Here is a 25915-nt window from a genome sequence, read left to right as displayed (position 1 = left end):
AGGCTGCGCCCAAGATGAACACTTTTTGCTGGATCATCCTCGTCCCCGCGGACGGCGGCCCTGTGTTTGACGCGGTTTCAGCTTTGACCATGCGAATGATGCAGCAAAATCTGCACCTGCGCGTCTAGCTAGCCGGATTTGCGTGCCATGTACCACTCCGTGAACTCGCGGACCCTTCCGTCCTTGGCGAAACGGAGGACCCACAGGTTGTCGTAGGTCGGGTCGCCGTTGAGGTAGGTGGTGACGCCTTGGACGAAGGCGGTATCTCCGTCGCGGCCAAGGAGCGTCCATTCGAAGGTCCAGTCTTCGGGCTTGTCAGATGAGTCGCCGGACCATTCCCTGACGATCGCATCATGTCCCCGCCAGGCGTTGGTGTCGTGCGGGCGGGTGTTGTAGATGGCGTCCTCGGTGAAAAGGGCCCGGATGTCATCGGGCTCGTTGGAGCTCCAGGCACGTACGTACAGGTCCATCCATGAATTCACGTCGCTCATTTATCCGTTGTACCCGCCGCACGCCCGGCGTTCAACGCCTCCGGGTCAGGCAGGGCGTCCTACGCTGCGGCCGGAACGGCGAATGTGGTCCGGCGTCAGGCCTGTCAGGGACGCAAGCTCCAACTCGTCGCAGGCCTGGGTGCGCAGGGCGATGGAGATCAGTGCTTCCCGGCGTTCCAGGATAACGTTCCGGTGCCGCTCGGCTTCCTTGAGGGCGTCGTTCTTTGCCTTCAAGGCTTCCAGCTGTAGTTTGCGGGGGACCCCGCTCAGGTGGAGGTCGTCATAGGCCAAAGCGATGGTACGGACAGACCTGGCGTTCTCCCTGATGACCGCAGCAATAGTGGCAATTGATATTCCGTCCTCCACGGCCTGGGCAATCAACTCATTCCGTGCAGAGGTCAGTGTCCTGATGGAACTGGCGGCGTGGGAGAGGAGCTGGCGGTGGACTCCGAGTGCGTGAACCAGCTTGGCGTGCCCGGCATTGGCGTTCGACGATGTTCGCGCGGGGGAGCCTGCGCGGTACGTGTACCGTCCCGTTGCTGAACGGCCTTTGACCTGCTGGTCGGCGCGGCGCGGCTGTCCGGCCATGGTCGGGGTCGGCATGAGGGTTCTCCTTGCGACGGGTGGGCTCCGGTGACCTGTCGAATGTAGGCAGGGATGCTGGGTGCGCGGAAATACCAATACCAAGTGAACCCATAAGCAAAGCGCATGGAAGAAGCCCGTACCGCCGGAACAGGCACCGAAACAGGCGTCTTCGAGGAGACCGTCATAAGTCCCCCTTATGAATCCACGCACATTAGGTCTTATCCAGAGAACCCCGCGAGTACCTAGTCTCGAAACAGGAGATACGCGAATCCGCGCGTCCTGAGTTTCACATTCCTGGAGGAGACATGTCCGAGTTCCTGCCGGCGTCGAGGGTTACCCGCATCAAGGCCTCAGCCAGCGTCGCTGCGGCCGCCCGTGTGCGCGAACTGAAAGCCGAAGGCGTCCAGATCATCGACCTCACGGTAGGTGAGCCGGATTTCGACACCCCGGACCACATCAAGGCTGCCGCCATTGAAGCCATTAACAGGGGCGAAACCAAGTACACCTCGGTTACCGGCACCCCCGAATTGCAGGCGGCGATCCTCGGCAAAATCGAGCGGGACACCAGCCACTCGTACGGGGCCAACCAGCTGACGATCGGTGGCGGCGCCAAGCAGGTTCTGTATGTCGCGCTGATGGCTTCCCTCAACGCGGGTGACGAGGTCATCGTCCCGGCGCCGTACTGGGTGTCCTACCCGGATATGGTCCTTGCCAACGACGGCACCCCGGTTATCGTCGAGACCACGGAGGAAGAAGGCTTCAAGCTCACTCCGTGGGCGCTCGCCAAGGCAATCACGCCCAAGACCAAGTGGCTCATCCTCAATGCTCCGTCCAACCCGACCGGCGCTGTCTACTCCCGTGAGGAACTCCAGGCCATCGGCGCGGTCCTCGAAGAGAACCCGCACGTCTTTATCCTCACCGACGAGATCTACGATGAGGTCTACTTCGGTCAAGGCCGGGTCACCAGCCTGGTCACTGCTGCGCCGGCTTTGAAGGACCGCATCCTGTTGGTGAACGGCGTTTCCAAGGCCTATGCCATGACAGGCTGGCGCCTCGGCTACGGTGTTGGCCCTGCGCCGCTGATCGCAGCGATGAACAAACTCCAGTCGCAGACCTCTTCCTGCCCGTCGTCCATCAGCCAGGCGGCCGCGGTCGCCGCATTGAACGGGGACCAGTCCTTCGTCCGGGACAGCGTGGAGGTCTACCGCAAACGCCGCGATGCCGCCGTCGAGGGTTTGAATGCCATCAACGGCTTGTCCGTCTCTCCCGCGGAGGGCGCCTTCTACGCCTACGTGAACTGCGCCGGGGTGATCGGCAAGACCGCCCCTGACGGCCGCGTGATCGCCAACGACCAGGACTTCACCCTCTACCTGCTGGACGCCGCGCGCGTGGCGGTGATCCAAGGCTCGGCTTACGGCCTGGGCCCCTACTTCCGGATCTCCTTCGCCACCTCGCTGGAGACCATCAACGCGGGCGTGGACTCCATCCGCGACGCCGTGAACGCACTGAACTAGAAACTAAGGAACACACCATGATCCACGTCAAAACCAAGTTCGAGCGTCCCGAAGCGGACGTCGTAGCCCGCCTGGCCAAGTTCTCGTCGGCGACCATCCACGAGGCCCAGGGCCGCCGCGGTGCGCTGAGCTCCCGCATCAAACCGATCGACCGCTCCATGTCCTTCTGCGGCCCGGCCGTCACTGTCGCGTGCGCTCCGCAGGACAACCTGATGCTGCAAGTGGCCATCCACTACGCCCAGGCAGGGGACGTCGTGCTGGTCGGCGCACAGGAGATGGCCGAGGCGGGCACGTTCGGTGATGTGCTTGGCAATGCCATGAAGGCCAAGGGCATCGCGGCCATGGTCACCGACTCCGGCGTCCGTGACACCCAGGACCTGATCGAACTTGGTTTGCCGGTGTTCTCCGGTAGCGTCTGCATCAAGGGCACCGTGAAGGAGACGCTCGGTCCCATCAACCACCCGCTGGTTTTCGGCGACGAAATCATATACCCCGGCGACATCCTGCGCGGTGACGCCGACGGCGTGGTGGTGGTCCGCCGGGAAGAGGCCGAGGAAGTCATCGCCCTGTCCCAGGCCCGTGATGACCACGAGCGTGAGCTCATCAAGCTTTACCACGACGGCGGCAACACCATTGAGCTCTGCGGTCTCACCGAGAAGCTCAAGCAGAAGGGCCTTCTGGTGGAGGACTAGTCACCTCAGCGCTAGTCGCCACAGCACTGGTCGCCTCAGCGCAACGGACCGGCCGCATTCCTTGGAAGCGGCCGGTCCTTTCGTCGTTGGATGTACGACGGCGGGCGGCCGGTTTGGGTGCGCGAGGTGCCGGGCAGCGGGCGGTTGGCTTGGGTGTCCTGCGTGCCGGGCAGCAGAAAGGCGCCCGCCCGCATAGTTGCGGGTCGTGGCGCCGTAGTTGCCTGCCGTCTGTGCCCTGCGTGCCGGCCGCCTGGGCTCTAGTCGAGTCCGGAGTGGCCGGGACGGGTGTCCACAAGGTGCCATTCGATGCTGTTGCCGCCGTGCGGGGGCATCAGGCTGCCCTCAAAGACAAACAGAGGTTCACCGATTCCGCCCACCGGGCGCCAGAAACCATTTCGAGGGCAGTGGAATCCGGTGCGGGCTGTGGCTGCTCCGTGCGTTGGATTGGATACCCATCCCAGGGTGCTGATCTTTTTCACCGTTTTATCCTTTGAATGGGCCCGGTAGCCCGGGCTGGTATCGAATTTGTTCTTAATTCGATGTTAGGAACTTGAAACGGATTTGAATAAGACCAAAGATGTCTGGCTGGATAAGGCTTTTTTATGGATGCCCGGGCAGTTGGACGGGGTCTGTCCCGTACTTGGAGATCAGCTGTTGGTGGAGCATTTCCTTGACTACCAGCAGCACTGCGGAGGCGGCCTCGGACAGGGGCTCGTGGTCCGGTGTGCACAGCGCGATCTTGCTCTGCAAGGCCGGCTCCACGATGCGCAGCACTTGGAAGTCCTGATCGGGGAAGAGCGCATCGGCAGCAGACTTCGGCAGGACTGTGCCTCCCAAATTGGCTTGGATGAGCCTCGTCAACGACGGAACGGATTCAACCTCTCCCACCAGCTTCAACGGCAGGTCCTGTTCAGCCAGGCCCTTCTCGATCAGTTGACGAAGGGTGTGGTTCTTCTCCGGGAGAAAGAGCCCCACAGTGCTCGCCTCTGCTAGCGTCACGGTGTCCCGGCCCTGGCTGACGTCCACATCCGGATGCACCACCAGATGGAGGTCCTCGACGATCATGGTGGTGAACTGGACGCCGCGGATCTTGCCCGGTTCGTAGATCAACGCCATGTCCAGGCGCCCGTTCTTAATGGCTTCGCTCAGGACGCCACCGAAGATTTCGGTCAGGTGAACCACGATGTCCGGGTACCGGCGGCTGACCTCGCTGATGATCCGGGGAGTCAGGCTGGACGCCATGCTGTAGGGGGCGATCGCGATGGACACCCGGCCTGAGGGAGCTGCGCCCGATGTAGCCACATCTTGCCGCGCCTGCTCCACCAGACGAAGGATGGACTGCGCATGCCGGTACAGGGTATGGCCCGCGGCGGTCGGCTGCACGCCCTGCTTGCTGCGGATCAGCAGGCGCTGCTTCAGCTCATTCTCGAGGGACGATACCTGCTGGCTGAGAGCCGGCTGGGCTACATGGAGGGCCGCCGCAGCCTTGGTGATGCTCCCCGAGTCAACAATCTGGACGAAGTATGAGAGCTTCCGCGTGTCCATGGATCCACCTTTCTGGTCGTTCAAATATATCCACACCCGCGCCGGCAACTGCCGGGAGCCGCGTCACAGGACCGGGTGTTACACGTCATAACGCAGAGCTATTACGGGATAGTTATTAGGTCTTTGTGCGGGGCTGTGGCTGGGTGCGAGACTTTTGGTAGAACTTCTGGCGAAGGTTTCGAATTACCCGAAAGTCAGCCACGCTCCCCGGAAATGCAATATGAGTCCTTATGGGTTTTTGTCCTTTTTCGGAAATTCATAAGTTATACCCACGGAAAGAGAAGCACGTGAACCCGATGATTGATCTTGTTGCGGATCTCGGAGAAGGATTTGGCGCGTACACCATTGGCGACGATTCCGAACTTCTGGAGATCGTTTCAAGCGCCAACATCGCTTGCGGGTTCCATGCCGGTGATCCTGACATCATGGCAGCCACCGTTGCTGAATGCGTCCGCCGCGGGGTGGGTATCGGTGCGCACCCCAGCTTTCCCGACCTGAGGGGTTTTGGCCGCAGGGACATGGGCCTCAGCGCCCACGAAGTCCAGAACGACGTCCTCTACCAATTGGGTGCCTTGAGCGGGTTTGCCGCTTTTAACGGAACCAAAGTCACCCACATCGCACCACACGGCCGTCTGGGGAACCTCGTGGCTGTCCGTGCCGACTATGCATCGGCCGTGGCAGAGGCTGCAGCCCAAGTGGACAAGGAACTGATTGTGGTTGCCCAGGAAGGTGAACTGGCATCAGCTGCACGTTCGGCCGGCCTGGACGTGGCGATCGTCGGCATCGTGGATCGCGCATACCAGGAAGACGGGACGCTGGTTCCCCGCAGCCAGCCCGGCGCGGTACTCCACGACCCCAGCGAGATTGTTGATCGAACCATCCGCATGGTGGTTGAAGGCAAGCTTCGCTGCGCCAGCGGTGTGGACATGGACATCAACGTTGACACCGTCCTCCTGCACGGGGACAACCCCGGCGCCGTTGAACTTGCCCGCTTGATTCGTTCCGAGCTCGTCGCAGCCGGTGTCCAAATTGCTCCCTTGGCTGAGGTCATGGACGCCAAGCGGAAGGCAGCCTGACATGGCGGTCCTGACGGTGGCTCCCACGGAGATCTACGAATCAGGGGACTCCGCGCTCCGTGTAGTGGCGATTTCCGGAACCAGCGACGACAACTGGCTGACCGTCCACCGCCTCGCTGACTGGCTGGAAGACTGCGGAGCGGAAGGGCTGCGTGCCGCCGTGCCCACCTATGATTCCGTCCTGGTGGAGTTCGATCCGGTGATGGTATCCGCTGGCCAGATGCGCGCCTTCGTCAGGCTCGGCCTGGGTGAACTGGCCCGCGCTGCCGGGTCCGCTGCGGCCCCGAGGGAATTCGATGTTCCCGTGGTTTACGGCGGTGAGTTCGGCCCGGACCTGGAGAAGGTTGCCGAGCATCAGGGCATCTCCACGGAGGACGTCATCCGGCTCCACACCGAAAAGACCTACACCATCCGCTGCTTGGGAGCGCCCGCAGGTTCCCCCATGATGGACGGTCCGGCTTTCCCTAAGCCGGTTCCCCGTTTGAAGGATCCCCGGCTGAGCGTACCTGCAGGCGCTGTCTCAGTTGCCGGCCGCCAAGCGGTCATCGCTCCAGCGGTCGCCCCTGGCGGCTGGTGCGTCATCGGCCAAACTCCTCTGTCAGTCCTCAACATCCGCCGTGAGCCCCTGGTTCCCTACACCCCTGGCGACGTCTTGCGCTTTCGCCGCATCGGCATCGAGGAGTTTTCCCTCCTTGCCGGCCAGGAACTGCAACCGCTGGCACGGGAGGCACAGCCATGAGCGGTGAGATTCTCATCCAGCAACCGGGCAATTCCGTTGTCACGGACCTCGGCCGGACACGCGGTCCCCGCTATGGCCTGCCGGTCAACGGCGCTTTGGACCAGTACTCGGCCCGTGCTGCCAACATTCTGGCCGGAAACCTTGATAACGCGCCGTTGATCGAGATCACCGCATTGGACTTCCGCATGAGGGCCACCACGGATCTGTTGATCGCCGTCACGGGCGCACCCCTGACACTGACCGTCGGCGGCCGACCCGCGAGCCAATGGGAACCCGTTTCGGTCCTCGCCGGCGAATCGGTTTCCATCCGCGGAATCCATCGGGGCCTCCGGGCGTACATGGCGATCCACGGCTCGGTCGAGGCGGAAACCCTGCTCGGGAGCGCGGCACCGGATACCGTGGTCGGTTTCGGCCTGCAGTTGAAAGAGGGGAGCAGCCTGGCTGCCCTGCAGAGCGTACGCCCCATCCGCCAGCCCTACTTCGACCTTCCCCTCTTCAGGTTGGGTCTTGAAAAGCCCGGCATGGGGTCAGACTTGGCGGTCGACGTGACCGACGGGCCGGACGTTGCCGAGTTCGGTGAATCCGGCGAACTGCTCTTCTCCTCCGAGTACACCGTCAGCGGACGCAGCAACCACATCGGCCTGCGGCTTGGCGGGGAACTTCCCGAAAGAACCTCCAACAGCGAGGTGCTTTCCCGCGGTGTGCCGGTTGGCGCCGTCGAGGTTCCTTCACGGGAGGAACTGCTGGTCCTGCACCGGGGGCGCGGCGTGACCGCCGGGTACCCAGTGCTCGCCGTGGTCACCAGCACCGGACTGGATGTCCTGGCCCAGGCGCGTCCGGGGGACAAGGTCCGCTTCCGGAAAACCACAGTGGCGGAGGCAACTGCCGCCCATCGACGCTCGCGGGCACAGCTGGAAACCCTCCGCGAATCCGTCAACACCGTCTTCGGACTCCTTGGCATCGGATGCCGTCCCCAGTGGCAGGACCTACCAGTTGCGGCATGCAGCTAAAGAACCTGTCGTAATACCCCAAAGGCGTTGCTACGCTCATTTCAGTAAGGAAAAGTCATGACCGCAAGCACCAATGCTGCCCCCGGGCAGCGTGAGCGGCTCACCAGCCGCCAAACCCGCAAGGTTGTCACCGCAGGCTGTGTTGGCATCTTCGTGGAACTGTACGACAACGGCATTTTCGCCTTCATGGCGGGAACACTGGCCCTGGTATTCCTCGCCCCCGGAAACCCGGACAATGCGCTGTTGTTCGTGTTCGCCGGCTACGCCGTGTCCTTCTTCGTCCGGCCGCTCGGCGCGATTGTTTGCGGCTACCTCGGGGACAGGATCGGCAGGCAAAAGCTGCTTGTCTTTGTGATCATGCTGATCAGCGTGGCCACGGCCGGTATTGGTTTGCTGCCGCCGTATGCAGCGATCGGCATCGCTGCGCCCATCTTGTTGGTGCTGTTGCGCCTGGTGCAGGGCTTCTCCGTGGGCGGCGAAGCTGCCGGCGCCATGACCTTCCTCGCTGAGCACGCTCCTGAAGGCAAGCGCGGCGTCATCACGTCATACGCCCAGATCGCCTCATTCGCCGCACTCCTCACCGGCACCCTGGTTGCCTACGCAATGTCGCCGTGGCTTACCCAGGCAGCCATCGACGGCGGCGGCTTTGGTTCCTTCGCGTGGCGAATCCCCTTCCTTGTCGCCATCCCCATGGGCATCATCGGCTGGTACATCCGCAAGGCCATCAACGACACCCCCAACTTCGAGAAGCTCAAGGAAGAGGGCGGTCTGTCCAAGAACCCCCTCAAGGAAGCCCTCGCCAGCCCGGTCCACCGCCGCGCCATGCTGTTGGCCCTCTTCATTCCGCTGATGAACGGCTCCGGCTACTACGTCCTCTTCTCCTACATGCCCACGTTCCTGAAGGGTAAGCAGTTGAACTTCACCATCGGCGAGGCTCTGCTCGTCACGGCCTGCAGCCTGGTGGTCATCTGCATCGCGATTCCGTTCATGGGTGCCCTGTCCGACAGGCTCGGCCGCAAGAAGGTCATCGCGGGCTCGGCAATCGCCATGGCAGTGCTGGGCATCCCGTCCTACGCGCTGATCGCCACCGGTGAGATGGGCCTGGCCATCCTCGGTGCCTGCATTATGGCCGTCATCTTTGCCGGACACACCGCAGTCATCCATATCCTGCTGGTCGAACTGTTCCCCACCCGGGTCCGCTACTCCGCCTACGGCGTGGGTTACAACATTTCCTCGGCACTGTTCGGCGGCACCGCACCGCTGCTGATGACGTGGCTGATCAGCAGCACGAACAACATCTACATGCCGGCCTTCTACGCAGTGGTCACGGCCTTGGGCACGCTCATCGCCGTCAGCACGGTCAAGGACCGCGCCCACGAACCCCTGCGCGACGCCTAGGCGCAGTCCTCTTTCCGCCGGGTAGGGCCCGGGAACGGCCCTACCCCCTCGGCGGTCGCCCCTACGGCGGCGTCCGCCCCTTCCCACCTTTGGAGAACCAATGTCCTTTTCTGACTACACCACCGCCCTTGTCACCGGCGCTTCCACCGGCATGGGTGCGGCGATCGCCGAGCGCCTGGCCAAGCGCGGCCTGACGGTCCACGCGGTTGCCCGCAACGAAGCCCGCCTGACTGAACTTGCCGACCGCACCGGAGCCGTCCCGCACGTGCTGGACCTGACCGACACGGCCGCGCTCACCGACGTTGTCAGCGGCCTCAACGTGGATGTCCTGGTCAACTGCGCCGGGGTGTCCCGCCCGGGTAACATCCTGGACTCATCTGAGCAGGACATTGACGAACTGGTGGACGTGAACCTGCGAGGACTGCTCCAGCTCACGCGACTTGTGCTGCCGGGCATGGTGGAACGCGACCTCGGCCACGTGATCAACATCAGCTCGATCGCCGGCGTGTACAACTTCTACGGCCACACGGTCTACCACGCCACCAAAGCCGCGGTGCACCAGATCTCCCGCCAGCTCCGCAACGACACCGTGGGCAAGCGCATCCGCGTCACCGAGATCTGCCCCGGCCGGGTGGAAACCGAGATCTTCGGCCGGAACATGGGCGGCACTCCCGAGGCCATGGAAGAAGCCTGGAAGACCTACTACGAAGGCTATGAATCGCTCACCACGGACGACATCGTGAACGCACTGGACTACGCCATCGAGACTCCGCGCCACGTCAACGTCGGCATGCTCGAACTCATGCCAACCTTCCAGGTTCCCGGCGGCCTTACCTTCGATCGGCGCTGACACCCGGCGTTGTCATCCGGCGCCCCCATAAGGCGCCCCACAGGTTCCGGCGGCACTCACTCCCGTCGCCGGAAAATATAGGCCGGCGGCCGCACTTCTGCGGCCGCCGGCACCCGTTTGAGCCAGTGGTCTTCACGCTCGACGGCGGCTGGTTCAGTCCTCTTCGAGGGTCTTGGTCAGGTGGTGGGTGGGAATACGGTCGCGGTCATACGTGATCTCGGTGTAGCCGTGGGGCTGCGGGCGGCCGTCCGGTCCCAGGTTGACGAACACAATTTCCTCAATCGTGAGGATGCTCTGGCGGGTGATCATGTTGCGCACTTCAGCACGCATGGTCAGCGAGGTCCGGCCGAAGCGTTTGGCGGTCAGGCCCATTTCGATCAGGTCACCCTGGACAGCTGAACTTACAAAGTTGATTTCCGAGATGTACTTGGTGACCGCCCGGCCATTGCCCAGCTGGAGAATGGCGTAGATCGCGGCCTCTTCGTCGATCCACTTCAGCAGGCTGCCACCAAAGAGCGTGCCATTGGCGTTGAGGTCCTCGGGCCGAACCCATTTGCGGGTCCGGAAGGTGATGTCTGCTTTTTCCATAAAGCGAGATTATCGAAGAGCGGCATCGAACGCTGGATGTTGCGTTCCCTGAGCTGTTCCTTTGGGCGTGGTCTGGCTAGGCAGCCGGGCCGGGTTCCCGGCTCAAGCCATGGCCGTGTGGGAGGCGCTGTGGGAGTCGATCCGTTTGGAATAGCAGTGCGACTCCTCCGCGCCGACATAGGGGCCGAAGTTGGGGATCTCTTCAAAACCGGAACTTGCATAGAAACTTCGCCCATCCGACTGGGCAGAACCGGCTTCGGCCGTGATGACGCTGAATCCCCTCGAGTGTGCCTGCGCTTCCAATGCAGCCAGGATGGAGCTGGCAACCCTCGATCCCCGGGCGTACGGGACTACATACAGCCGCTTGATTTCGGCCGTGGTGTCATCCAGCATCCTGAGTCCACCGCAGCCGAGGGGCTGGCCGGAACATTTCTCGTACGCCACCACGAACACTGCGGTGTCGGCTTCCGACGGCGGAGGGCCGGGCTCGTGGTCCGTGCTTCCGAAACGCGCATCCAATTCTGCTTGCTGTGCTGCCCGAAGGTCGGCGCCAACGGGGTTCGACCAGGCAACCTGCCGGATGTTGAGCCGGGGATTAGTCTGCATGTGTGCCTCACTTTGCTGCGTTTCGCTGAGGTGGTGATGCGACTTAATCCTAGGAAGGAGTGGTTACCGCGGTGTTTCCTCCGCGTTAGTTCCGGGAGAACTGCTGCTACCCAAGTAGCTCGCATTTGTGGTTGCCAGGAGGGCTCAGAACAACAACTAATGCCAGCTGGTTTGAGCTTGCTCAGCCGGGCGTTAGAGTGCCTCGCCCGTGGGGTCCTCGGCGGTCCTGTCCGCGAGTGCCTGTCCGCCCACCGGCATTTGATCCCAGTGGAGGACGCGCCAGCCGGTCTTCAGGTCGCCTTCGAGCGCAACGATCCCTGTATTGGGCAGGGGATGCCTCTCAGCGAAATTGGTGTCGATGTCCACGGCCCTGCGAGCGGCCCAGCAACGGATCGCGGCGCCGTGACTGACGATTGCCGCCGTCGAGTGTCCGTTGGCCAGCACTTTTTCGACCGAAGCGTCGAACCGGGCAAAGAAGTCGTGCCCGGTGTAGGCGCCGGGCATCCGAAGGTCCAGATCACCGCCGGACCAGGCAAAGACCGTACCCATGTACCGCAGGTGGGACTCATGGTCCGTGTTCGTTTCCAAGGCGCCGGCTTCGATTTCATGCACGCCATCCAGCATCTCCGGGTCCAGGCCGGTGTTCCTGGCAAGTTCTCCTGCCGTGCGCTGTGTCCGCCGGAGGGTGGAAACATACAGGCCCTCGAGGGACTCGTCCTTGAGGGCCTGGGGAAGCGCGGCGGCCTGCCGTTCACCGAGTTCAGTCAGCCCTGGTCCCGGGAACGCAGTATCCAGCTGGCCTGCCACGTTGCCTGGGGTTTGTCCGTGCCTGATCAACAGGAGCTTCATGGTGCTCCGCTCCTTACGTGTAGGTGTCGGTGTTCGGTGCCGTTAGGACCGAAGACGACGGGGCGCGGGCCCTGCCGTCTTCGGCGCCTGACTGCCAGTTACTTCAGGTGATCCACCAGCTTGTTGGCGATACCCGTGTACTTGCCCGGGGTGAGAGCCAGCAAACGGGCTTCGGCCTCGGGAGAGAGCCCCAGGCCCTGAACAAATTCCTGCATCCGCGCCGCATCCACGCGCTGGCCGCGGGTGAGGTCCTTGAGACGCTCGTACGGGTTCTCCATGCCCTCAACGCCGGCGATGGCTTCTGCGCGCATCACCATCTGGATCGCTTCGCCCAGGACTTCCCAGTTTGTGTCCAGGTCTGCAGCGAGCACATCCTCTGCCACGTCAAGCGCCTTCAAGCCCTTGGCTACGTTGGAAATGGCGAGCAGGGAGTGGCCGAAAGCGACGCCGATGTTGCGCTGCGAGGAGGAATCGGTTAGGTCGCGCTGCCAGCGGGAAGTCACCAAGGTGGCCCCGAGGGTGTCAAGGAGGCCGTTGGAGATCTCCAAGTTGGCTTCTGCGTTTTCGAAGCGGATCGGGTTGACCTTGTGCGGCATCGTTGAAGAGCCGGTGGCTCCCGCAACCGGAATCTGACGGAAGTATCCGATGGAGATGTAGCTCCAGATGTCCGTGCAGACGTTGTGGAGAATGCGGTTGAAGCGTGCAATATCCGCGTAGAGTTCGGCCTGCCAGTCGTGGCTTTCGATCTGCGTGGTCAAGGGGTTCCAGGTGAGTCCCAGGCCCTCCACGAACGACTTCGCGACTGCTTCCCAGTCAGCACCGGGCACGGAGGCGACGTGCGCAGCGTACGTGCCCGTGGCGCCGTTGATCTTGCCCAGGTAGTGGGTCTTGGCGATCCGCTCAAGCTGGCGGTTCAGGCGGTGCGCTATGACGGCCAGTTCCTTGCCGAGGGTGGTCGGCGTGGCAGGCTGGCCATGCGTGCGGGACAGCATGGGAACCTCACGGTTCGCTTCCGCCATGGCTTGGATCTGCTCCACCAGAGCCTTGGCATTGGGAAGCCAGACGTCCTCCACGGCACCCTTGATGCCTACAGCGTAGGAGAGGTTGTTGATGTCCTCGGACGTGCAACCGAAGTGCACCATCGCGGTAAGGTTTTCAATCCCGATTTCGGGAAGGCGCCGGCCAATGTAGTACTCGACCGCCTTGACGTCGTGCACGGTGACGGCTTCGATCTCTGCCAGCTCGTTGACGGATGCGGCATTGAAACCGGTGACGATGGCCCGGAGCTTGCCTACCTGCTCGTCGGAGAGGGGTCCGGCGCCGGGGAGTACCGACTGGCTGGTGAGGTGGATGAGCCACTCAACTTCGACGTGAACGCGGTCGCGGTTCAGGGCCGCCTCGGACAGGTAATCGACGAGGGGCGCGACGGCGGCACGGTAGCGGCCATCAAGGGCACCAAGGGCGAGGGGTTCGGAAGCGAGGGACACGCGGGGGGATTCAGCCATGGTGCCCATTCTTTCATGTTCTGCGGGAGGTCCCGAGTTGGTGACACCGCCTCTGTGGAAGCCCACGGCGTTTTCCACATAGCCCTTGTTTCCGCTTCCGGACCCCCGCAGCGGCTCCGTAGCGTCAAGTCCACAGATCACCACCACAACAAAATGGAGTAACGGACTATGAGCGTCGGCTTGATGCCTCCTGCCACCCCGCCTGCCTTTGATCCCTTGGAGTGCGCGTCGCGCGGCCATGAAGTCCAGAGGCTCGCTTGGCGGGCCAACGCGTGCGTGGATCAGGCTGATACTGTACTTGCCGCCCTGCGCCGGGCCCAGTTGGAAGACTGGCAATCACCGGCGGGGCGCGCCTACAGGGCAACCGTGGCAGTTCATGCCTCGGAGCTCCAGCGTGCGCGGGAGTCCCTGGAGGCAGCTGCCGCTGCCATCCTTCGCCACTCCCAAAGCGCCAGTGTCTCCCGGAAAGCGGATCAGTAGTGGCGGATGCAGCACCTGTTGGCGCCGGTTCAGCACCGCAGCCAACTCCTCCGGCCCAGGACGGATACCTCAAAATCAGGGGTGGAATCGGAGGTATCTCTTTTCAGCTCGAAGAACTTCTGAGCGGCGTCGCGGTGATGGACGGACTGGTGCAACAGCTGATCGGCATCGAGGACGAAACGCAGCGGATCCAAGAAGCGCTGGAGCCGTATCTCTACGATTCACTTGCCACCGGCTCCGCTGCCGTGGATGCTGTGGCAGCCGGCCGGCAACACGTCGGACGGGTACGCCGCCAACTGGTGGAAGTCAGCGCCGACGTCCGTGCCAGCGCCCGCGACTACGAAGCCGCGGAAGAACGGCAGGCACGGCCCCATTTCGTCGGCGTCGACGAATTTACGTGGTCCTGGCCGTTGGGGCGCGACGTGACGGAGGAGATAGTCAACAGGGTCGTTCCCGAGGGCCATACCGCCAGGGAATCGGTGCGCGAGACCTTGAATCCCGAGGTCTTTCCAGGTCTGCAGCCCAGAACTGTCGGCATTGAGCCGGTTAGCCAGGAGACGCTGTCCGTGGATCCGTCCATGGCGTGGGCGCTCCGGCGGATTCAGGAGATTCACGCCCGTGGGGACGGCGAAATCGAGGTCATCCGGACGGACAACGGTGGCGCGCCGTCGTGGATGGTGATGATTCCAGGCACCGAACCCGAACAGGAGAACATGGGCGGGTCTAACCCATTGGATGAGGCCGGCATTGCTGAGGCCATAGGGTATGACTCCCAATACGTGGTGCCGGCCATTGCCGAGGCCCTTCGGGAAGCGGGAGCATCACGTGGAGACCACGTTGTGGCCGTCGGGCACAGCCAGGGTGGAGTCCATGCCATGAACCTCAGCCAGAACAAAGCATTTCTTGCGGAGTTCGACCTCAAGTACGTGCTGACGGCCGGCTCACCCACAGGGGAAATAATTCCCGAGCCGGGAATCACGGTGCTTCACTTCGAGCACGCCCAGGATTGGGTGCCGGGCAGCGAAGGGAAGGCGAATCCCGAGACAAGGGACAGAACTACGGTGACGCTCACAAAGCCCGTTGGGGTGCCTGAAGGAGAGGACCCCGGCTTGGGTCCGGGGCATGACCTGGACAATTATGCGGAAGGCGCCGAGTTGGCAGCCGCCAGTCAAGATCCGTCCTTGGTGGCGTCTACTGCTGTATTTGCCGGTGCAGTTGGCTCCGGTGCAGGTGCGGCCGTCTCCAGGTTCAAGCTGGTCCGGGCTCCCGCGCCGGTCGCCGTTCCTGCCCCTGACGGACGGTCCGCCCTGCGGATCCCGCATCTCCCGGAGTCAAGATCCGGATCCGGGCCTCGATAGGCCGTCCCTGAAATGCTCTATCGGTTGCGGGTTCCGGGGATCAAACCGGCAACCAAGCTCACCACGCTGATGATGATCGAGGCGAGGATAGCTGTCCAGAAGAAGGAATCGATGGTCAGATGCACCGGCGTAAAACTGCTGAGCCATGCGGTGAGGTAAAGCATCGCCGCGTTGATCACGATCGTGAAGAGACCGAGAGTCAGGATCGTCACCGGGAGGGACAGGAGCTTGACCAACGGCCTGACCACGGCATTCACAACGCCGAAAATCAGTCCTATGAAGAGATAAGCGAGGACGATTCCCACCGTGTCGGCACTATTGGTAAGTCCGGCATTTGCTGCCGCCTTCTCCGTTGCTGCCGTGGAAATCTCCAGGCCTGTCAAAAGCCAACTGGCAACCCACAGGGCCAGTCCGTTGATGATGACTCGAACAATGAAGGAACCCATGCACCTAATGCTTCCATACCGCGTTGTGTTGACACTGCTGCGGGCAATAAATAACGAATGCCTATCGCGCTTCACCGTCGATGACCTGCAAGTAGGCTTGAAGCCATGACTAATTCTGACAACGTACCGGAGGGCGTACTCCCTCGACCGGTCGTGGGCAGGCTTCCCAAATACGCGGCGGGTAAACCTCCTGCCGCGATTGAGGGCCTCACCAGCTACAAATTGTCGTCCAATGAAAACCCGCTGCCCCCAATTCCTGCAGTGTTGCAGGCAATCGCGGACCAGTCGGACATCAACCGCTACCCGGATCCGCTGGCCACCAAGCTGCGCAATGCGCTGGCGAAGTTCCTCGACATACCCGCTGACGACGTCGTCACAGGGGCAGGCAGTCTTGGCGCCCTCAACCAGATCCTCGCCACCTTCGCCGGTCAAAACGACGATGGCAAGCCTGATGAAGTGATCTACGCGTGGCGCTCCTTTGAGGCCTACCCCATCTGTGTTGGCCTCGCGGGAGCGGCCAGCGTCCAGATCCCTTTGTTGAAGGACGGGCGGCATGACCTGGAGACAATGGCTGCTGCTGTTACTGTCCGCACGAAAGTCATTCTGCTCTGCACGCCGAACAATCCCACGGGACCGATCCTCACCGCCGAGGAAACGGAACAATTCATCAAGTCCGTCCCGCCAAACGTCGTGGTGGTCATCGACGAGGCGTATCAGGAGTTCGTCAGGGACCCCGAAGCTGTCGACGGCATCAAGCTTTACCGAAAATACCCGAATGTGGTGGTGCTGAGGACGTTCTCCAAGGCTCACGGTTTGGCCGGTCTGCGCGTCGGGTACAGCGTTTCCGGTCCGCTGCTGACGCAACACCTGCGCGTCACGGCGACTCCCTTTGCTGTCTCGCAAATTGCGGAACGCGCTGCGGTCACATCCTTGGAGAATTTCGACCAGGTTGTGGAAAGGGTACAAAGCCTCGTCGATGAACGTGAACGCGTTGTCAACGGGCTCAGGGAGCTCGGATGGTTCGTTCCGGATGCCCAAGGGAACTTCGTGTGGCTGAACCTGGGTTCGAACAGTGGCGAGTTTGCGGCGTTGGCTGCGGAACAGGCGTTGTCCGTGCGCGCCTTCGGAGATGAGGGGGTCCGGGTAAGCATTGGCGAGGTTGAAGCGAACAGCAGATTCCTCCAGCTCTGTGCAGGTTATACAAAGGCGCAGGAGGGTTCCTAGCGGTTAACGAATGTCCCACCGCTACCTACTGCCTATAAAGTAAGGACCGAAAGCCAAAATATATGCCCATTCAGGAATGCATTCCTGAATGGGCATATATCCCAGCGACAGAATTGCCACTGCGAACGGCGGGGGCTAGCAAGGAGACTGTATGGGCTCGACACAACTGCCCTCCGGGGCTGACCAGACTCTGGCGGCGGCGTCGGCGGCAGTCGCGCCGGAAGAAGCTGTAGACATGGTCCAGCTGTTGGGCCCGGACGGACAGCTCGGCACCGATTCCATCTTCTCGGACTACGCCAAGCGGATAGATCCGGAAAAGCTTCGCGTCTTCTACACAGACATGGCACGGATCCGTCGCTTCGACCAGGAAGCCACCGCCCTCCAAAGGCAAGGTGAATTGGCTTTGTGGGTTCCGCTCACGGGCCAGGAAGCTGCCCAGATCGGCTCGGGCCATGCGAGCCAGCCGCAGGACTACATTTTTCCCACGTACCGCGAACACGGTGTCGCGCTGGTCCGGAATGTCGATCTCTCCGAGCTGCTCAGGCAGTTCCGCGGTGTCTCCAATGGAGGTTGGGATCCCCGCGAAAACAACTTCCATCTGTACACCTTGGTTCTCGCCGCCCAGACCCTGCATGCCGTTGGCTACGCCATGGGCATCCAGCGGGACCAGAAGGCAGCGCAGGAGTCGGCTGACCCCAAAGCGGCAGTCATCGCCTACTTCGGTGACGGCGCCAGCTCCGAGGGCGACGTCCACGAATCCATGGTTTTTGCAGCCTCCTATAACGCCCCGGTGGTGTTCTTCTGCCAAAACAACCACTGGGCCATCTCGGTGCCCACTGAAGTGCAGACCAAAGTTCCCCTCGCCAACCGGGCCAAGGGATACGGCTTCCCGGGCATACGCGTTGACGGCAATGACGTGATTGCGGTCCACGCTGTTACTGAATGGGCGCTGGAACATGCAAGAGAGGGCCGGGGCCCCGTGCTGATCGAGGCCTACACCTATCGGGTCGGCGCTCACACCACCGCTGACGATCCCACCAAATACCGGGAATCCGCCGAGGAAGCAGCCTGGCGGGAGAAGGACCCGCTGGAGCGGCTGGAGAAGTACCTCCGCGCGGAAGGGCTCGCGGATGACGCCTTCTTCGAACAGGTCAAAGCCGACGGCGACGAACTTGCCAAGTACGTCCGCAGCACCACCCACGGCCTCGAGGTTCCGGATATCCGTGACGCCTTCGCCAACGTCTACGCAGAGCAGCACCCGCTGATCGCGGAGGAACTGGCGTGGTTCGAAGAGTATTCGGCAGGGTTTGAAAGCGAAGAGGAGGCATCCAACTGATGGCAACAATGACCATCGCCAAGGCCATCAACGAAGGCCTCCGCGCATCGCTGAAGAGCAATCCGAAGTCCTTGCTCATGGGAGAGGACATCGGACACCTGGGCGGCGTCTACCGGGTTACCGACGGCCTCATCAAGGAATTCGGCGAGGACCGTGTGGTGGACAGCCCGCTTGCCGAGTCCGGAATCGTGGGCACAGCTATTGGACTTGCACTCCGCGGCTACTCACCAGTGTGTGAGATCCAGTTCGATGGCTTTGTCTTCCCGGCCTTCAACCAGATCACCACGCAGTTGGCCAAGATCCATTCCCGCAGCTTGGGAAAGCTGAGGGTGCCCGTGGTTATCCGGATCCCGTACGGCGGAGGAATCGGGTCGATTGAGCACCACTCCGAGTCTCCGGAAGCGTTGTTTGCGCACACTGCAGGCCTGCGCATCATTACCCCGTCCAACCCGCACGACGCCTACTGGATGATCCAGAAGGCGATCCAATGCCAGGACCCGGTGATTTTCTTCGAGCCGAAGCGCCGCTACTGGCTCAAGGGTGACGTTGATGTGGAGGATGCCGGACTGTCGGAGGATCCCTTCAAGGCGCACGTAGTCCGGGAGGGAACGGACGCCACGATTGTTGCGTACGGGCCCTTGGTTCCCGTTGCCCTGGCTGCCGCCAACGCCGCAGCCGAGGATGGCCGAAGCATCGAGGTAGTGGACCTGCGTTCGATTTCCCCGGTGGACTTTGACACGGTGGAGGCTTCCGTCAAGAAGACCGGCCGGCTCATCGTGGCCCATGAAGCCCCGACGTTCGGCGGCATTGGCGGGGAGATCGCTGCCCGCATCAGCGAGCGGGCGTTCCTGCACCTGGAGGCCCCGGTGATTCGCGTGGGCGGATTCCACATGCCCTACCCGGTGGCGAAGGTTGAGGAGGACTACTTGCCGGACATCGACAAGATCCTCGAAGCGCTCGACCGCTCCCTGGCCTACTAACCCTGCACTGATCCAGCCCCTCCTGAGGGCGCACGGAAACCGAGGACCACTGTGACTGTAAAGAAATTCAACCTGCCGGACGTTGGCGAGGGCCTCACCGAGGCCGAGGTCGTGGCGTGGAAGGTTAAGCCGGGCGACACTGTGGCAATCAACGATGTCCTTTGCGAGATCGAGACGGCCAAGTCCCTCGTTGAGCTGCCTTCTCCATACGCCGGCACGGTCACCGAGCTCTTGGTGGAAGAAGGGATCACCGTGGAGGTCGGGACCCCCATCGTGGCCGTCTCCGAGGGCCAATCCGGCGAAGCAGTTCCCCAGCCCCAAGCCCCTGCTGCGGGTGGGGAAACGGCCTCTTCAACAAACCAGAGCCAGCCATCCGCAGGTCAGTCCGCGGTACAGGACGCCGGACCCATGTACGGGAAGCTTCCGGCGGACAGCGGTGATGCACCGGCCGGCGGCCCCTTGGTTGGCTCCGGACCGAAGGCGGACGCCGTCAAGCGCCGTCCCCGCAAGCGTTCGGTAACGGCGGCTGTTCCCGTCGCGGAGAGCCCGGAAGGAACCGTCCAGGACCACCAGGCTGCCCTCGCCGCCCAAGCAGCCGTACCGTCGGTGCCGCAGCGGCCGCACCCGGCCCCCGCCGTCGTGCCTTCCGCTGCTCCGGCCTCCCAGCAAGCGGCTCCGGTCCAGGGAACAACCCCAACGGCGGCCTCGCGCGGTGCCGTGATCGGCGGAACCATCACGGGGCTGGTGAACAGGGTCTTGGCGAAGCCGCCGGTCCGTAAATTCGCCCGTGATCTGGGGATCGACCTTGCCGACGTCGTGGCCACCGGCCAGCGCGGGGAAGTGACCAGGGAGGATTTGGTCAGCTACCAGGCACAGCGCGATGCCGAGCTGGATGGTGCCGATTCGTTCTGGGGCGCCTCGAAGAAGCCGCAGGAGCAGAGAATCGAACGCGTACCCGTCAAGGGCGTACGCAAGGCAACCGCCAAAGCGATGGTGGACTCAGCGTTCTCTGCCCCGCATGTGAGCATTTTTGTGGATGTCGACGCCAGCCGGACCATGGAGTTCGTGAAGCGGCTCAAGGCCTCCCGCGACTTCGAGGGCATCAAGGTTTCACCGCTGCTCATCCTGGCCAAGGCCGTCATCTGGGCAGCGGCCCGGAACCCGAGCGTGAACGCGGCATGGGTTGACGACACTGACGGCAAGGGCGGCGCCGAGATCCAGATCAAGCACTTCATGAACCTGGGCATCGCTGCAGCGACCCCGCGTGGTCTCATGGTGCCCAACATCAAGGACGCCCAGGACCTCTCCCTCAAGGAACTGGCCTTGGCGCTCAACGAACTGGCCACCAAAGCACGTGCCGGCAAGACCCAGCCAGCGGAAATGCAGGGCGGAAGCCTGACCATCACCAACATCGGCGCGCTGGGTATTGATACGGGAACCCCGATCATCAACCCGGGCGAGGTTGCCATCATTGCTTTCGGAACCATCAAGCAGAAGCCGTGGGTACTGGACGGTGAGGTGATCCCCCGCTGGATCACCACTCTGGGCGGTTCGTTCGACCACCGTGTTGTGGACGGCGATTTGTCGGCCCGCTTCATGGCTGACGTCGCAGCGATCCTGGAAGAACCGGCGCTGCTGCTCGACTAAGCAGGACCTTGAATGCAAACCGGCTGCACACTTGCCATAGGCAACGGTGCAGCCGGCTTTGTTTAAGCGAGGTCGGCGCCGCGCGCGTGTCCATTGCCCTCGATAGGCGGCACATCTCTACCGCGCCAGGCCTGTCGCGATTCGTCGTGCCGTTGGTCCGGTGAGTGCTGCGACGGTGACCGCCATGAGGAGCCCGGCCACTGCGTACACAGAGATCATGAGCGGGGCGGGCGTACGCTCATCCACGATCGGCGATGGTGCGATTGTCCAGAGGAGGCCTGCTGCCCAGGCGCCGGCGTTCACCGGGATCCAGCGCAAGGTTTGCGATCCGCCGCGGCGCAGAACCAGCCACTGCAGCGATGGAATTGTCACCAGCAACAGCATCGCACCACCGGTGACCAGAGCGAGAGTTGGCGGTGAGGAGATGTCCAAGCCCCCTTGGATGCCCGGGAACATGCCAAGGGACCACGCAACAGCGGCGCCGGCAGAGGTGGCCACGATCCAAGGAACCCGCGAAACCACCCCGCGGCCGAAGCCCAGCCACTGCCCGTACCCCAGCAAGGCACCCTCACAGGCGCCGGCGGCGATCATGGCCGGGTAGACCACGGTGTCCGGGGCTCCGGTCAACCCCAGCCAAGCGCCCATGCTCGCTGGAATCAGGAATCCGAGTGCTTCCCCTGCCGCCACCATGATGATCCACCGCGGGAGGAAGCCCACGGGTGCGTCACCAGCCTTCGTCACAGGCCCTGCCTTTGGCCCCGCTCGAAGACAAGAGACCACGGATGCTCTCCTTTGCCTGTTTGCTCCCAGCCGTCCCTTGCGAGGTCTTCGAGGAGCCGGTCCAGGGCTTGTCGCATGCCGGGCGAGTATGTCTCCTCCGGCGGACCATCCCGGTAGGAGCGCGGTGAGGTGAACGTGTCGCTTGTATAAAGGGAGCGTCCATTGGACCGGGCCACAAAGCGGAGGAGTCTGCTGCCGTACTGCGATGTCAGGACCGTCAGGATCCCGGCCCACCAGGACGTACTCCCGATATCCTCCAGTTCCACGGTCAGCCGCTCACCCATGGACCGATTATGCGACTCGCCGGTACCGGTCGACCACCCCACATGCGAGCGGGCGTCGGCAGGCTCTCCGAAATCTAGAAGAACAGCAGCACAAAGCCGCCAATCGTGCTCAACAAACCAACGGCAGTGAGAACCAGCCCCAGGAGCAGGACGGTCCGGTCGGGCCGGGGAGGGGTCAGGGACCAGCGGGCCGGATGGCAGGTGTCGTAGTGAACCTGGACAGGGTTCCGCCCGTCCACAGGCAGGACGGCTTCAAGAAGCACCTGCCGTTCGCTCCCATCCGGGCGGTTCCAGCGGAGTCCGGTGAATCCTCCGGCGCTGAACGTCGTCGCTTCCACCGAGTCCCACTGGCACCGGCGTTTGGCAATGATCCACGCCGCGATGAGAAGGGGCACGCCGGGAACGAAGCCCACCCAGGTCATCATTTCCAGGATCGGGCCGAGAACATCCACAGGTGCCGCCACAGCCTGATCTTACGGCTTCCGTCCTTAGTGCGAAGTGCTTTTCTTCTTTCCGAACGGCAGTACACGCCGGACGGCCTGCACCAGGACCATGACGCCGGAACCCCAGAGGATGCCCAGGATCGCCGAACACATAGTGTTGATCAGCCACGCAAGGGCGCCGCCTATCGCGGGGATTTCAGCCACGGGCGATTCGAGTTTATGGACCAGGTCATAGGGCAGGTGCCAGCCGAGGTCGTAGCTGGCTTGCAGCAAGATATGTCCGCCAACCCAGAGCATGGCGATCGTTCCGACCACCGTGATCACGGTGAGGACTTTTGGCATTGCGGCGACCAGCAGGTGCCCGGTTCGCTGGGTGGCCGGGGCATCTCTCTTGGTCAAGTGGAGGCCGATGTCGTCCATTTTGACGATGAGGGCCACTGCCCCGTACACGGCCACGGTGATGATGATGGCCACGACGACCAAAATAAAGGCGCGAACCCAGAGGGATTCGACGGCGACCTCGTTCAGGGCGATGACCATGATTTCGCAGGAAAGGATGAAGTCGGTGGTGATGGCGCCACGGGTGACTTTGGCCTCGGCTTCCGGCCCGCGGTCCGGGGCCGGAGCGTCGGCGGCTTCGGCATGTCCCCGCACCTTGTGCCAGACCTTCTCGGCGCCCTCGTAGCAGAGGTAGGTGCCGCCGAGCAGGAGGATCACAGGAATGATTCCCGGTATGAAGGCGCTGATCAGCAGCAGGGCCGGCAGGATGATCAGCAGTTTGTTTCGCAGCGACCCCCAGAAGATCCTGCGGATCATGGGCAGTTCCCGGGACGGGTCCACCCCGGACACGTACTGCGGTGTCACGGCCGCATCGTCAATGACGACGCCGGCGGCCTTCGCCCCGGCCTTCGCGGCGCCGGCGGCGACATCATCTACAGAGGCGGCGGCTAAGCGGGCCAGTGCAGCGACGTCATCCAGCAGCGCAATCAGACCCCCGCTCACAGCTTCACACCATCCTGTAGGGGTGCATCCAGGCGGACAAGATTATCTGGGGCAAGACCTGAAAGCTGCATAGTCGCAGTCTACGTCCCGGGCTTGCCCGGCACGAAAATATTCCGGTTAGTCGAACTCGAGGCCGAGCAGGGCGTTTTCGGTGACTTCGGGCAGCGCAGGGTGGATCCAGTATTGCTTGGAGGCGAAGTCGCGCACGTCGAGGTCGAAGCTGAGGACGGTGATCATCTGTTGGATCAAGGTGGAAGCTTGCGGGCCCATGTAGTGCGCGCCGAGGAGTTTTCCGGTGCTGCGGTCCGCGATGAGTTTGCAGATCCCGGTGGTGTCTTCCAGTGCCCACCCGTAGGCGACGTCCCCGTAGTGCTGGACTTTGGTTGTCACGTTGTGCCCGTGTTCGCGGGCCTGGTCCTCGGTCATGCCGACGGTGGCGATCTGGGGATGGGTGAACGTGGCGGCGGGGACGTGGTCGTGCGGCAGCTTCCTCAGGTTTCCGGGGTTCAGCAGGTTGTGCCGGACTGAGCGCATTTCGGCGTTGGCTACGTGTTTGAGCATGTAGGGGGACGAAACGTCGCCGAGGGCCCAGACGCCTGGCGCCGACGTCGAGCGGCCGTATTCGTCCACCTTGATGCGTCCGTCTTCTGTCATCTCGATCCCGCCGAAAGACAGGTCCAGCCGGTCCCCGTTGGGGATCCGTCCAGTGGCTACCAGCAGTACCTCGCCGGTGGCGGTCGAGCCGTCGTCGAGCCGGACCTTTACGCCGTGGTCTGTCTCTTCGACGCCCACGGTGGTTCTCCCCGCCCTGACGTCGAAGCGTTCTGCGGCCAAGGAGTTGAAACGGTCGTGGAGGTCCTGGTCGAGGTGGCGCAGGAGCGTCGAGCGGGCGATGATCGTGACGTCGGTGCCCAGGGCATCGAAGACGTGGGCGAATTCCATGGCGATGGAACCCCCGCCGATGATCACCACGGACCTGGGCTGTGCGGGCAGCCGCATGATGTCTTCGCTGGTGTGGTAGCGCACGCCCGAGGCGGCGATGACTTCCGGGACTGAGGGCCGGGAGCCGGCGGCGACGACGATCCGGTCACCGGAGATGGTTTTCCCGTGTGTTCCTTGGCCTGTGCGCAGTGTGCGCTCTCCAATGAAGACGGCGTGTTGGTCATAGACGTCGATTTTTGGCGTCCTGGGGCCGCGGCGATATTCCTCACCAGCGGCGGCGATGGGATCGATGCGGGTCTGGAAGATACGGCTTACGATGCCCGGCCAGTCGACTGAGTTGACCGTAGCCAGGACGCCCAACCGCCCGGACTCAGCAATTTCCAGGGCCGTGTCTGCAACGTGAACGTACATTTTGGACGGGATGCAGCCGGCATTGAGGCAGGTGCCGCCGAATGAAGCTTCTTCGATGATCGCAATCGACAGGTCTTCGAACTCCGGACCCGGGATGGAGTTCCCGGACCCGGTGCCGATGATGACCAGGTCATAGTGCCGATCGGCGGCAGCAGCTTCCATGCGGGTTCCTCCCTGAGGGCTTTCCTCCACCCTAGTGAACCCGCGCCCGATTACCCGGCGCCGAGAGGCCTTTGCGCTTTGCGAAGCCGGGCGAGCCCCAGCACCGTCATGGCTGCTGTGCCGAGCAGAACCAGGATCAGCAATCCCAGCAGAGGAAGCTCATGGATGGCAAGCTGGGGGATTCGGCGCGAGGGCACAGCCAGCACGCCTACGAACGCGCCGATCAGACCGAAGTAGCTACCCGTCATGAAGCTGCGGTGGGCCCGAATATTCCCTGTTCTTACAGCCCACAACCCTGCGGTCAGAGTGCCAAACGTCAGAGCTGAGAGTGCATGGAGCCAGTTGAATCCGCCGTCTATGGTTCGGATTCCGAATGAGGTCAACACCACGATGTACATGGCAACAACCCAGATTCGCCCCACAATCCTATGGAGACTGCCGCCTTTGGTTCGACGCAGCAGATTGACGGCTCCAAATATGAGTGCATAGCTGGCGGCCACTGCGTGCACAGCAATCAGGACAGTCCAGGAAGAAGGCATACTCCGGAGCGTAGCGGACCCGGGAAGCCTCCGGCCCTCTTTACGGTCTGTGCTGCGGTTTTAGAACGCCGGGTAGTTGACCAGCAATGCTTGAAGGTCCGAAGAGGACATGTGGTTGGAGAGCTCAATACTCACGCCCATGGCAGCGGCCGCGATGGTGAGCATGGCGATGCAGGCCACGGACAGAAAGCGCCAGTCATTGCGGAAGACGCTGCCGATGGTCTCGGGCATGTCCAGCTGCGGGGCGATCATGTTGGGGGCGCTGTCCCAGGAGCCGTCGTCCAGCAGGGCAATGATGCGGTCATTGCTGCGGTCGAAATGCATGGTGCTGATGTTGTTGCCGTGGCGGGCCAGCAGGATGTCGTGTCCAACGCGCTGACGAGGCTGCAAAGTAAGCAAGAATATCCCCTGGAATCGAAAGAATAGTGGTGGC

Annotated in this window: 29 protein-coding genes and 1 pseudogene; 13 read left to right on the top strand and 17 right to left on the bottom strand. The window is 62.7% G+C overall.

Annotation, left to right across the window (positions count from 1 at the left end):
* Positions 1 to 128 precede the first annotated feature (128 nt).
* Positions 129 to 491: a nuclear transport factor 2 family protein gene (locus QN084_RS09225; RefSeq protein ID WP_069696207.1), complete on the bottom strand. Its 363-nt coding sequence runs from the start codon at positions 489 to 491 to the stop codon at positions 129 to 131.
* 45 nt (positions 492 to 536) lie between these two features.
* Positions 537 to 1094 carry a hypothetical protein gene (locus tag QN084_RS09220; protein ID WP_259362732.1) on the bottom strand — a complete coding sequence of 186 codons (558 nt, stop codon included), beginning with the start codon at positions 1092 to 1094 and terminating at the stop codon, positions 537 to 539.
* A gap of 287 nt (positions 1095 to 1381) precedes the next feature.
* Between QN084_RS09220 and QN084_RS09215 the strand changes: the two genes are divergently transcribed.
* Positions 1382 to 2590 (top strand): aspartate transaminase, encoded by a 1209-nt coding sequence (locus QN084_RS09215; protein ID WP_069696208.1) that lies wholly within the window; start codon positions 1382 to 1384, stop codon positions 2588 to 2590.
* Positions 2591 to 2607: 17 nt separating this feature from the next.
* Positions 2608 to 3282, top strand: a complete 675-nt coding sequence (locus QN084_RS09210; protein ID WP_021472976.1) for a 4-carboxy-4-hydroxy-2-oxoadipate aldolase/oxaloacetate decarboxylase — start codon at positions 2608 to 2610, stop codon at positions 3280 to 3282.
* Positions 3283 to 3539: 257 nt separating this feature from the next.
* Here the strand turns inward: QN084_RS09210 and QN084_RS09205 are convergent, their stop codons facing one another.
* Together QN084_RS09205 and QN084_RS09200 are read right to left on the bottom strand one after the other, a co-directional pair.
* Positions 3540 to 3761 (bottom strand): hypothetical protein, encoded by a 222-nt coding sequence (locus tag QN084_RS09205; RefSeq protein WP_021472977.1) that lies wholly within the window; start codon positions 3759 to 3761, stop codon positions 3540 to 3542.
* Between the two features lie 121 nt (positions 3762 to 3882).
* The gene (locus tag QN084_RS09200; protein WP_021472978.1) at positions 3883 to 4827 is read right to left on the bottom strand and encodes a LysR substrate-binding domain-containing protein; all 945 of its coding nucleotides are present in this window, start codon (positions 4825 to 4827) and stop codon (positions 3883 to 3885) included.
* A gap of 287 nt (positions 4828 to 5114) precedes the next feature.
* Between QN084_RS09200 and QN084_RS09195 the strand changes: the two genes are divergently transcribed.
* The 5 genes from QN084_RS09195 to QN084_RS09175 all read left to right on the top strand — a co-directional run bounded on the left by QN084_RS09195 (position 5115) and on the right by QN084_RS09175 (position 9900).
* Positions 5115 to 5903, top strand: coding sequence for a LamB/YcsF family protein (locus QN084_RS09195; protein WP_170828586.1), 789 nt, complete (start codon positions 5115 to 5117; stop codon positions 5901 to 5903).
* 1 nt (position 5904) lies between these two features.
* Complete coding sequence (locus QN084_RS09190) at positions 5905 to 6642, top strand: 5-oxoprolinase subunit B family protein (protein WP_069696210.1); 738 nt, start codon at positions 5905 to 5907, stop codon at positions 6640 to 6642.
* Positions 6639 to 7652, top strand: coding sequence for a 5-oxoprolinase subunit C family protein (locus QN084_RS09185; protein ID WP_021472981.1), 1014 nt, complete (start codon positions 6639 to 6641; stop codon positions 7650 to 7652). The genes QN084_RS09190 and QN084_RS09185 overlap by 4 nt, the downstream gene beginning before the upstream one ends.
* Positions 7653 to 7709: 57 nt before the next feature.
* Positions 7710 to 9050 carry an MFS transporter gene (locus tag QN084_RS09180; protein WP_069696211.1) on the top strand — a complete coding sequence of 447 codons (1341 nt, stop codon included), beginning with the start codon at positions 7710 to 7712 and terminating at the stop codon, positions 9048 to 9050.
* Between the two features lie 100 nt (positions 9051 to 9150).
* Positions 9151 to 9900 (top strand): SDR family oxidoreductase, encoded by a 750-nt coding sequence (locus QN084_RS09175; protein ID WP_021472983.1) that lies wholly within the window; start codon positions 9151 to 9153, stop codon positions 9898 to 9900.
* Positions 9901 to 10053: 153 nt separating this feature from the next.
* On the opposite strand, the gene QN084_RS09170 is transcribed toward QN084_RS09175, so the two are convergent.
* From QN084_RS09170 to purB, 4 genes are all read right to left on the bottom strand, one after another.
* Entirely contained in the window at positions 10054 to 10488 is a 435-nt protein-coding gene (locus tag QN084_RS09170; RefSeq protein ID WP_021472984.1) for an acyl-CoA thioesterase, read from the bottom strand.
* Positions 10489 to 10590: 102 nt separating this feature from the next.
* Positions 10591 to 11094 (bottom strand): GNAT family N-acetyltransferase, encoded by a 504-nt coding sequence (locus QN084_RS09165; protein WP_021472985.1) that lies wholly within the window; start codon positions 11092 to 11094, stop codon positions 10591 to 10593.
* Between the two features lie 192 nt (positions 11095 to 11286).
* Entirely contained in the window at positions 11287 to 11943 is a 657-nt protein-coding gene (locus QN084_RS09160; protein WP_069696212.1) for a histidine phosphatase family protein, read from the bottom strand.
* Between the two features lie 98 nt (positions 11944 to 12041).
* Entirely contained in the window at positions 12042 to 13448 is a 1407-nt protein-coding gene (purB, locus tag QN084_RS09155; RefSeq protein ID WP_062099383.1) for an adenylosuccinate lyase, read from the bottom strand.
* Between the two features lie 168 nt (positions 13449 to 13616).
* Between purB and QN084_RS09150 the strand changes: the two genes are divergently transcribed.
* Positions 13617 to 13928, top strand: coding sequence for a hypothetical protein (locus tag QN084_RS09150; protein WP_062098452.1), 312 nt, complete (start codon positions 13617 to 13619; stop codon positions 13926 to 13928).
* Positions 13928 to 15286 carry an alpha/beta hydrolase family protein gene (locus QN084_RS09145; RefSeq protein ID WP_062098450.1) on the top strand — a complete coding sequence of 453 codons (1359 nt, stop codon included), beginning with the start codon at positions 13928 to 13930 and terminating at the stop codon, positions 15284 to 15286. Before QN084_RS09150 ends, QN084_RS09145 begins: the two co-directional genes overlap by 1 nt.
* A 17-nt stretch (positions 15287 to 15303) precedes the next feature.
* Here QN084_RS09145 and QN084_RS09140 read toward each other — a convergent pair whose 3' ends face one another.
* Positions 15304 to 15732, bottom strand: coding sequence for a phage holin family protein (locus tag QN084_RS09140; protein WP_021472990.1), 429 nt, complete (start codon positions 15730 to 15732; stop codon positions 15304 to 15306).
* A gap of 105 nt (positions 15733 to 15837) precedes the next feature.
* On the opposite strand from QN084_RS09140, the gene QN084_RS09135 reads away from it, so the two are divergent.
* The 4 genes from QN084_RS09135 to QN084_RS09120 all read left to right on the top strand — a co-directional run bounded on the left by QN084_RS09135 (position 15838) and on the right by QN084_RS09120 (position 20919).
* On the top strand, positions 15838 to 16956 hold the full coding sequence (locus QN084_RS09135; protein ID WP_069696213.1) for a histidinol-phosphate transaminase: 1119 nt from the start codon (positions 15838 to 15840) through the stop codon (positions 16954 to 16956).
* A gap of 151 nt (positions 16957 to 17107) precedes the next feature.
* On the top strand, positions 17108 to 18292 hold the full coding sequence (pdhA, locus tag QN084_RS09130; RefSeq protein WP_021472992.1) for a pyruvate dehydrogenase (acetyl-transferring) E1 component subunit alpha: 1185 nt from the start codon (positions 17108 to 17110) through the stop codon (positions 18290 to 18292).
* Positions 18292 to 19272, top strand: a complete 981-nt coding sequence (locus QN084_RS09125; RefSeq protein WP_021472993.1) for an alpha-ketoacid dehydrogenase subunit beta — start codon at positions 18292 to 18294, stop codon at positions 19270 to 19272. The genes pdhA and QN084_RS09125 overlap by 1 nt, the downstream gene beginning before the upstream one ends.
* Before the next feature lie 51 nt (positions 19273 to 19323).
* Positions 19324 to 20919, top strand: a complete 1596-nt coding sequence (locus QN084_RS09120) for a dihydrolipoamide acetyltransferase family protein (RefSeq protein ID WP_069696214.1) — start codon at positions 19324 to 19326, stop codon at positions 20917 to 20919.
* A 117-nt stretch (positions 20920 to 21036) separates the two neighbouring features.
* Here QN084_RS09120 and QN084_RS09115 read toward each other — a convergent pair whose 3' ends face one another.
* From QN084_RS09115 to QN084_RS09080, 8 genes and pseudogenes are all read right to left on the bottom strand, one after another.
* Positions 21037 to 21660: a hypothetical protein gene (locus tag QN084_RS09115; protein ID WP_083262012.1), complete on the bottom strand. Its 624-nt coding sequence runs from the start codon at positions 21658 to 21660 to the stop codon at positions 21037 to 21039.
* Entirely contained in the window at positions 21657 to 21983 is a 327-nt protein-coding gene (locus tag QN084_RS09110; protein WP_021472996.1) for a hypothetical protein, read from the bottom strand. The genes QN084_RS09115 and QN084_RS09110 overlap by 4 nt, the downstream gene beginning before the upstream one ends.
* Before the next feature lie 74 nt (positions 21984 to 22057).
* Positions 22058 to 22447: a hypothetical protein gene (locus tag QN084_RS09105; RefSeq protein WP_021472997.1), complete on the bottom strand. Its 390-nt coding sequence runs from the start codon at positions 22445 to 22447 to the stop codon at positions 22058 to 22060.
* Positions 22448 to 22471: 24 nt separating this feature from the next.
* Positions 22472 to 23428 carry a DUF808 domain-containing protein gene (locus QN084_RS09100; RefSeq protein WP_069696215.1) on the bottom strand — a complete coding sequence of 319 codons (957 nt, stop codon included), beginning with the start codon at positions 23426 to 23428 and terminating at the stop codon, positions 22472 to 22474.
* 117 nt (positions 23429 to 23545) lie between these two features.
* Positions 23546 to 24943 (bottom strand): mycothione reductase, encoded by a 1398-nt coding sequence (gene mtr, locus QN084_RS09095; protein ID WP_069696216.1) that lies wholly within the window; start codon positions 24941 to 24943, stop codon positions 23546 to 23548.
* Positions 24944 to 24993: 50 nt separating this feature from the next.
* Positions 24994 to 25191 carry a hypothetical protein gene (locus QN084_RS24170; protein ID WP_236593566.1) on the bottom strand — a complete coding sequence of 66 codons (198 nt, stop codon included), beginning with the start codon at positions 25189 to 25191 and terminating at the stop codon, positions 24994 to 24996.
* A pseudogene (locus QN084_RS24165) lies at positions 25192 to 25482 on the bottom strand (DUF2306 domain-containing protein); the annotation flags it as partial.
* 60 nt (positions 25483 to 25542) lie between these two features.
* Complete coding sequence (locus tag QN084_RS09080) at positions 25543 to 25881, bottom strand: hypothetical protein (protein ID WP_021473000.1); 339 nt, start codon at positions 25879 to 25881, stop codon at positions 25543 to 25545.
* Between the last annotated feature and the right edge of the window lie 34 nt (positions 25882 to 25915).

Origin of the sequence: Paenarthrobacter sp. R1 (genome assembly GCF_030264015.1) — a bacterium.
Lineage (GTDB): Bacteria > Actinomycetota > Actinomycetes > Actinomycetales > Micrococcaceae > Arthrobacter > Arthrobacter ureafaciens.
This window is presented reverse-complemented; position numbering and strand designations above follow the sequence as displayed.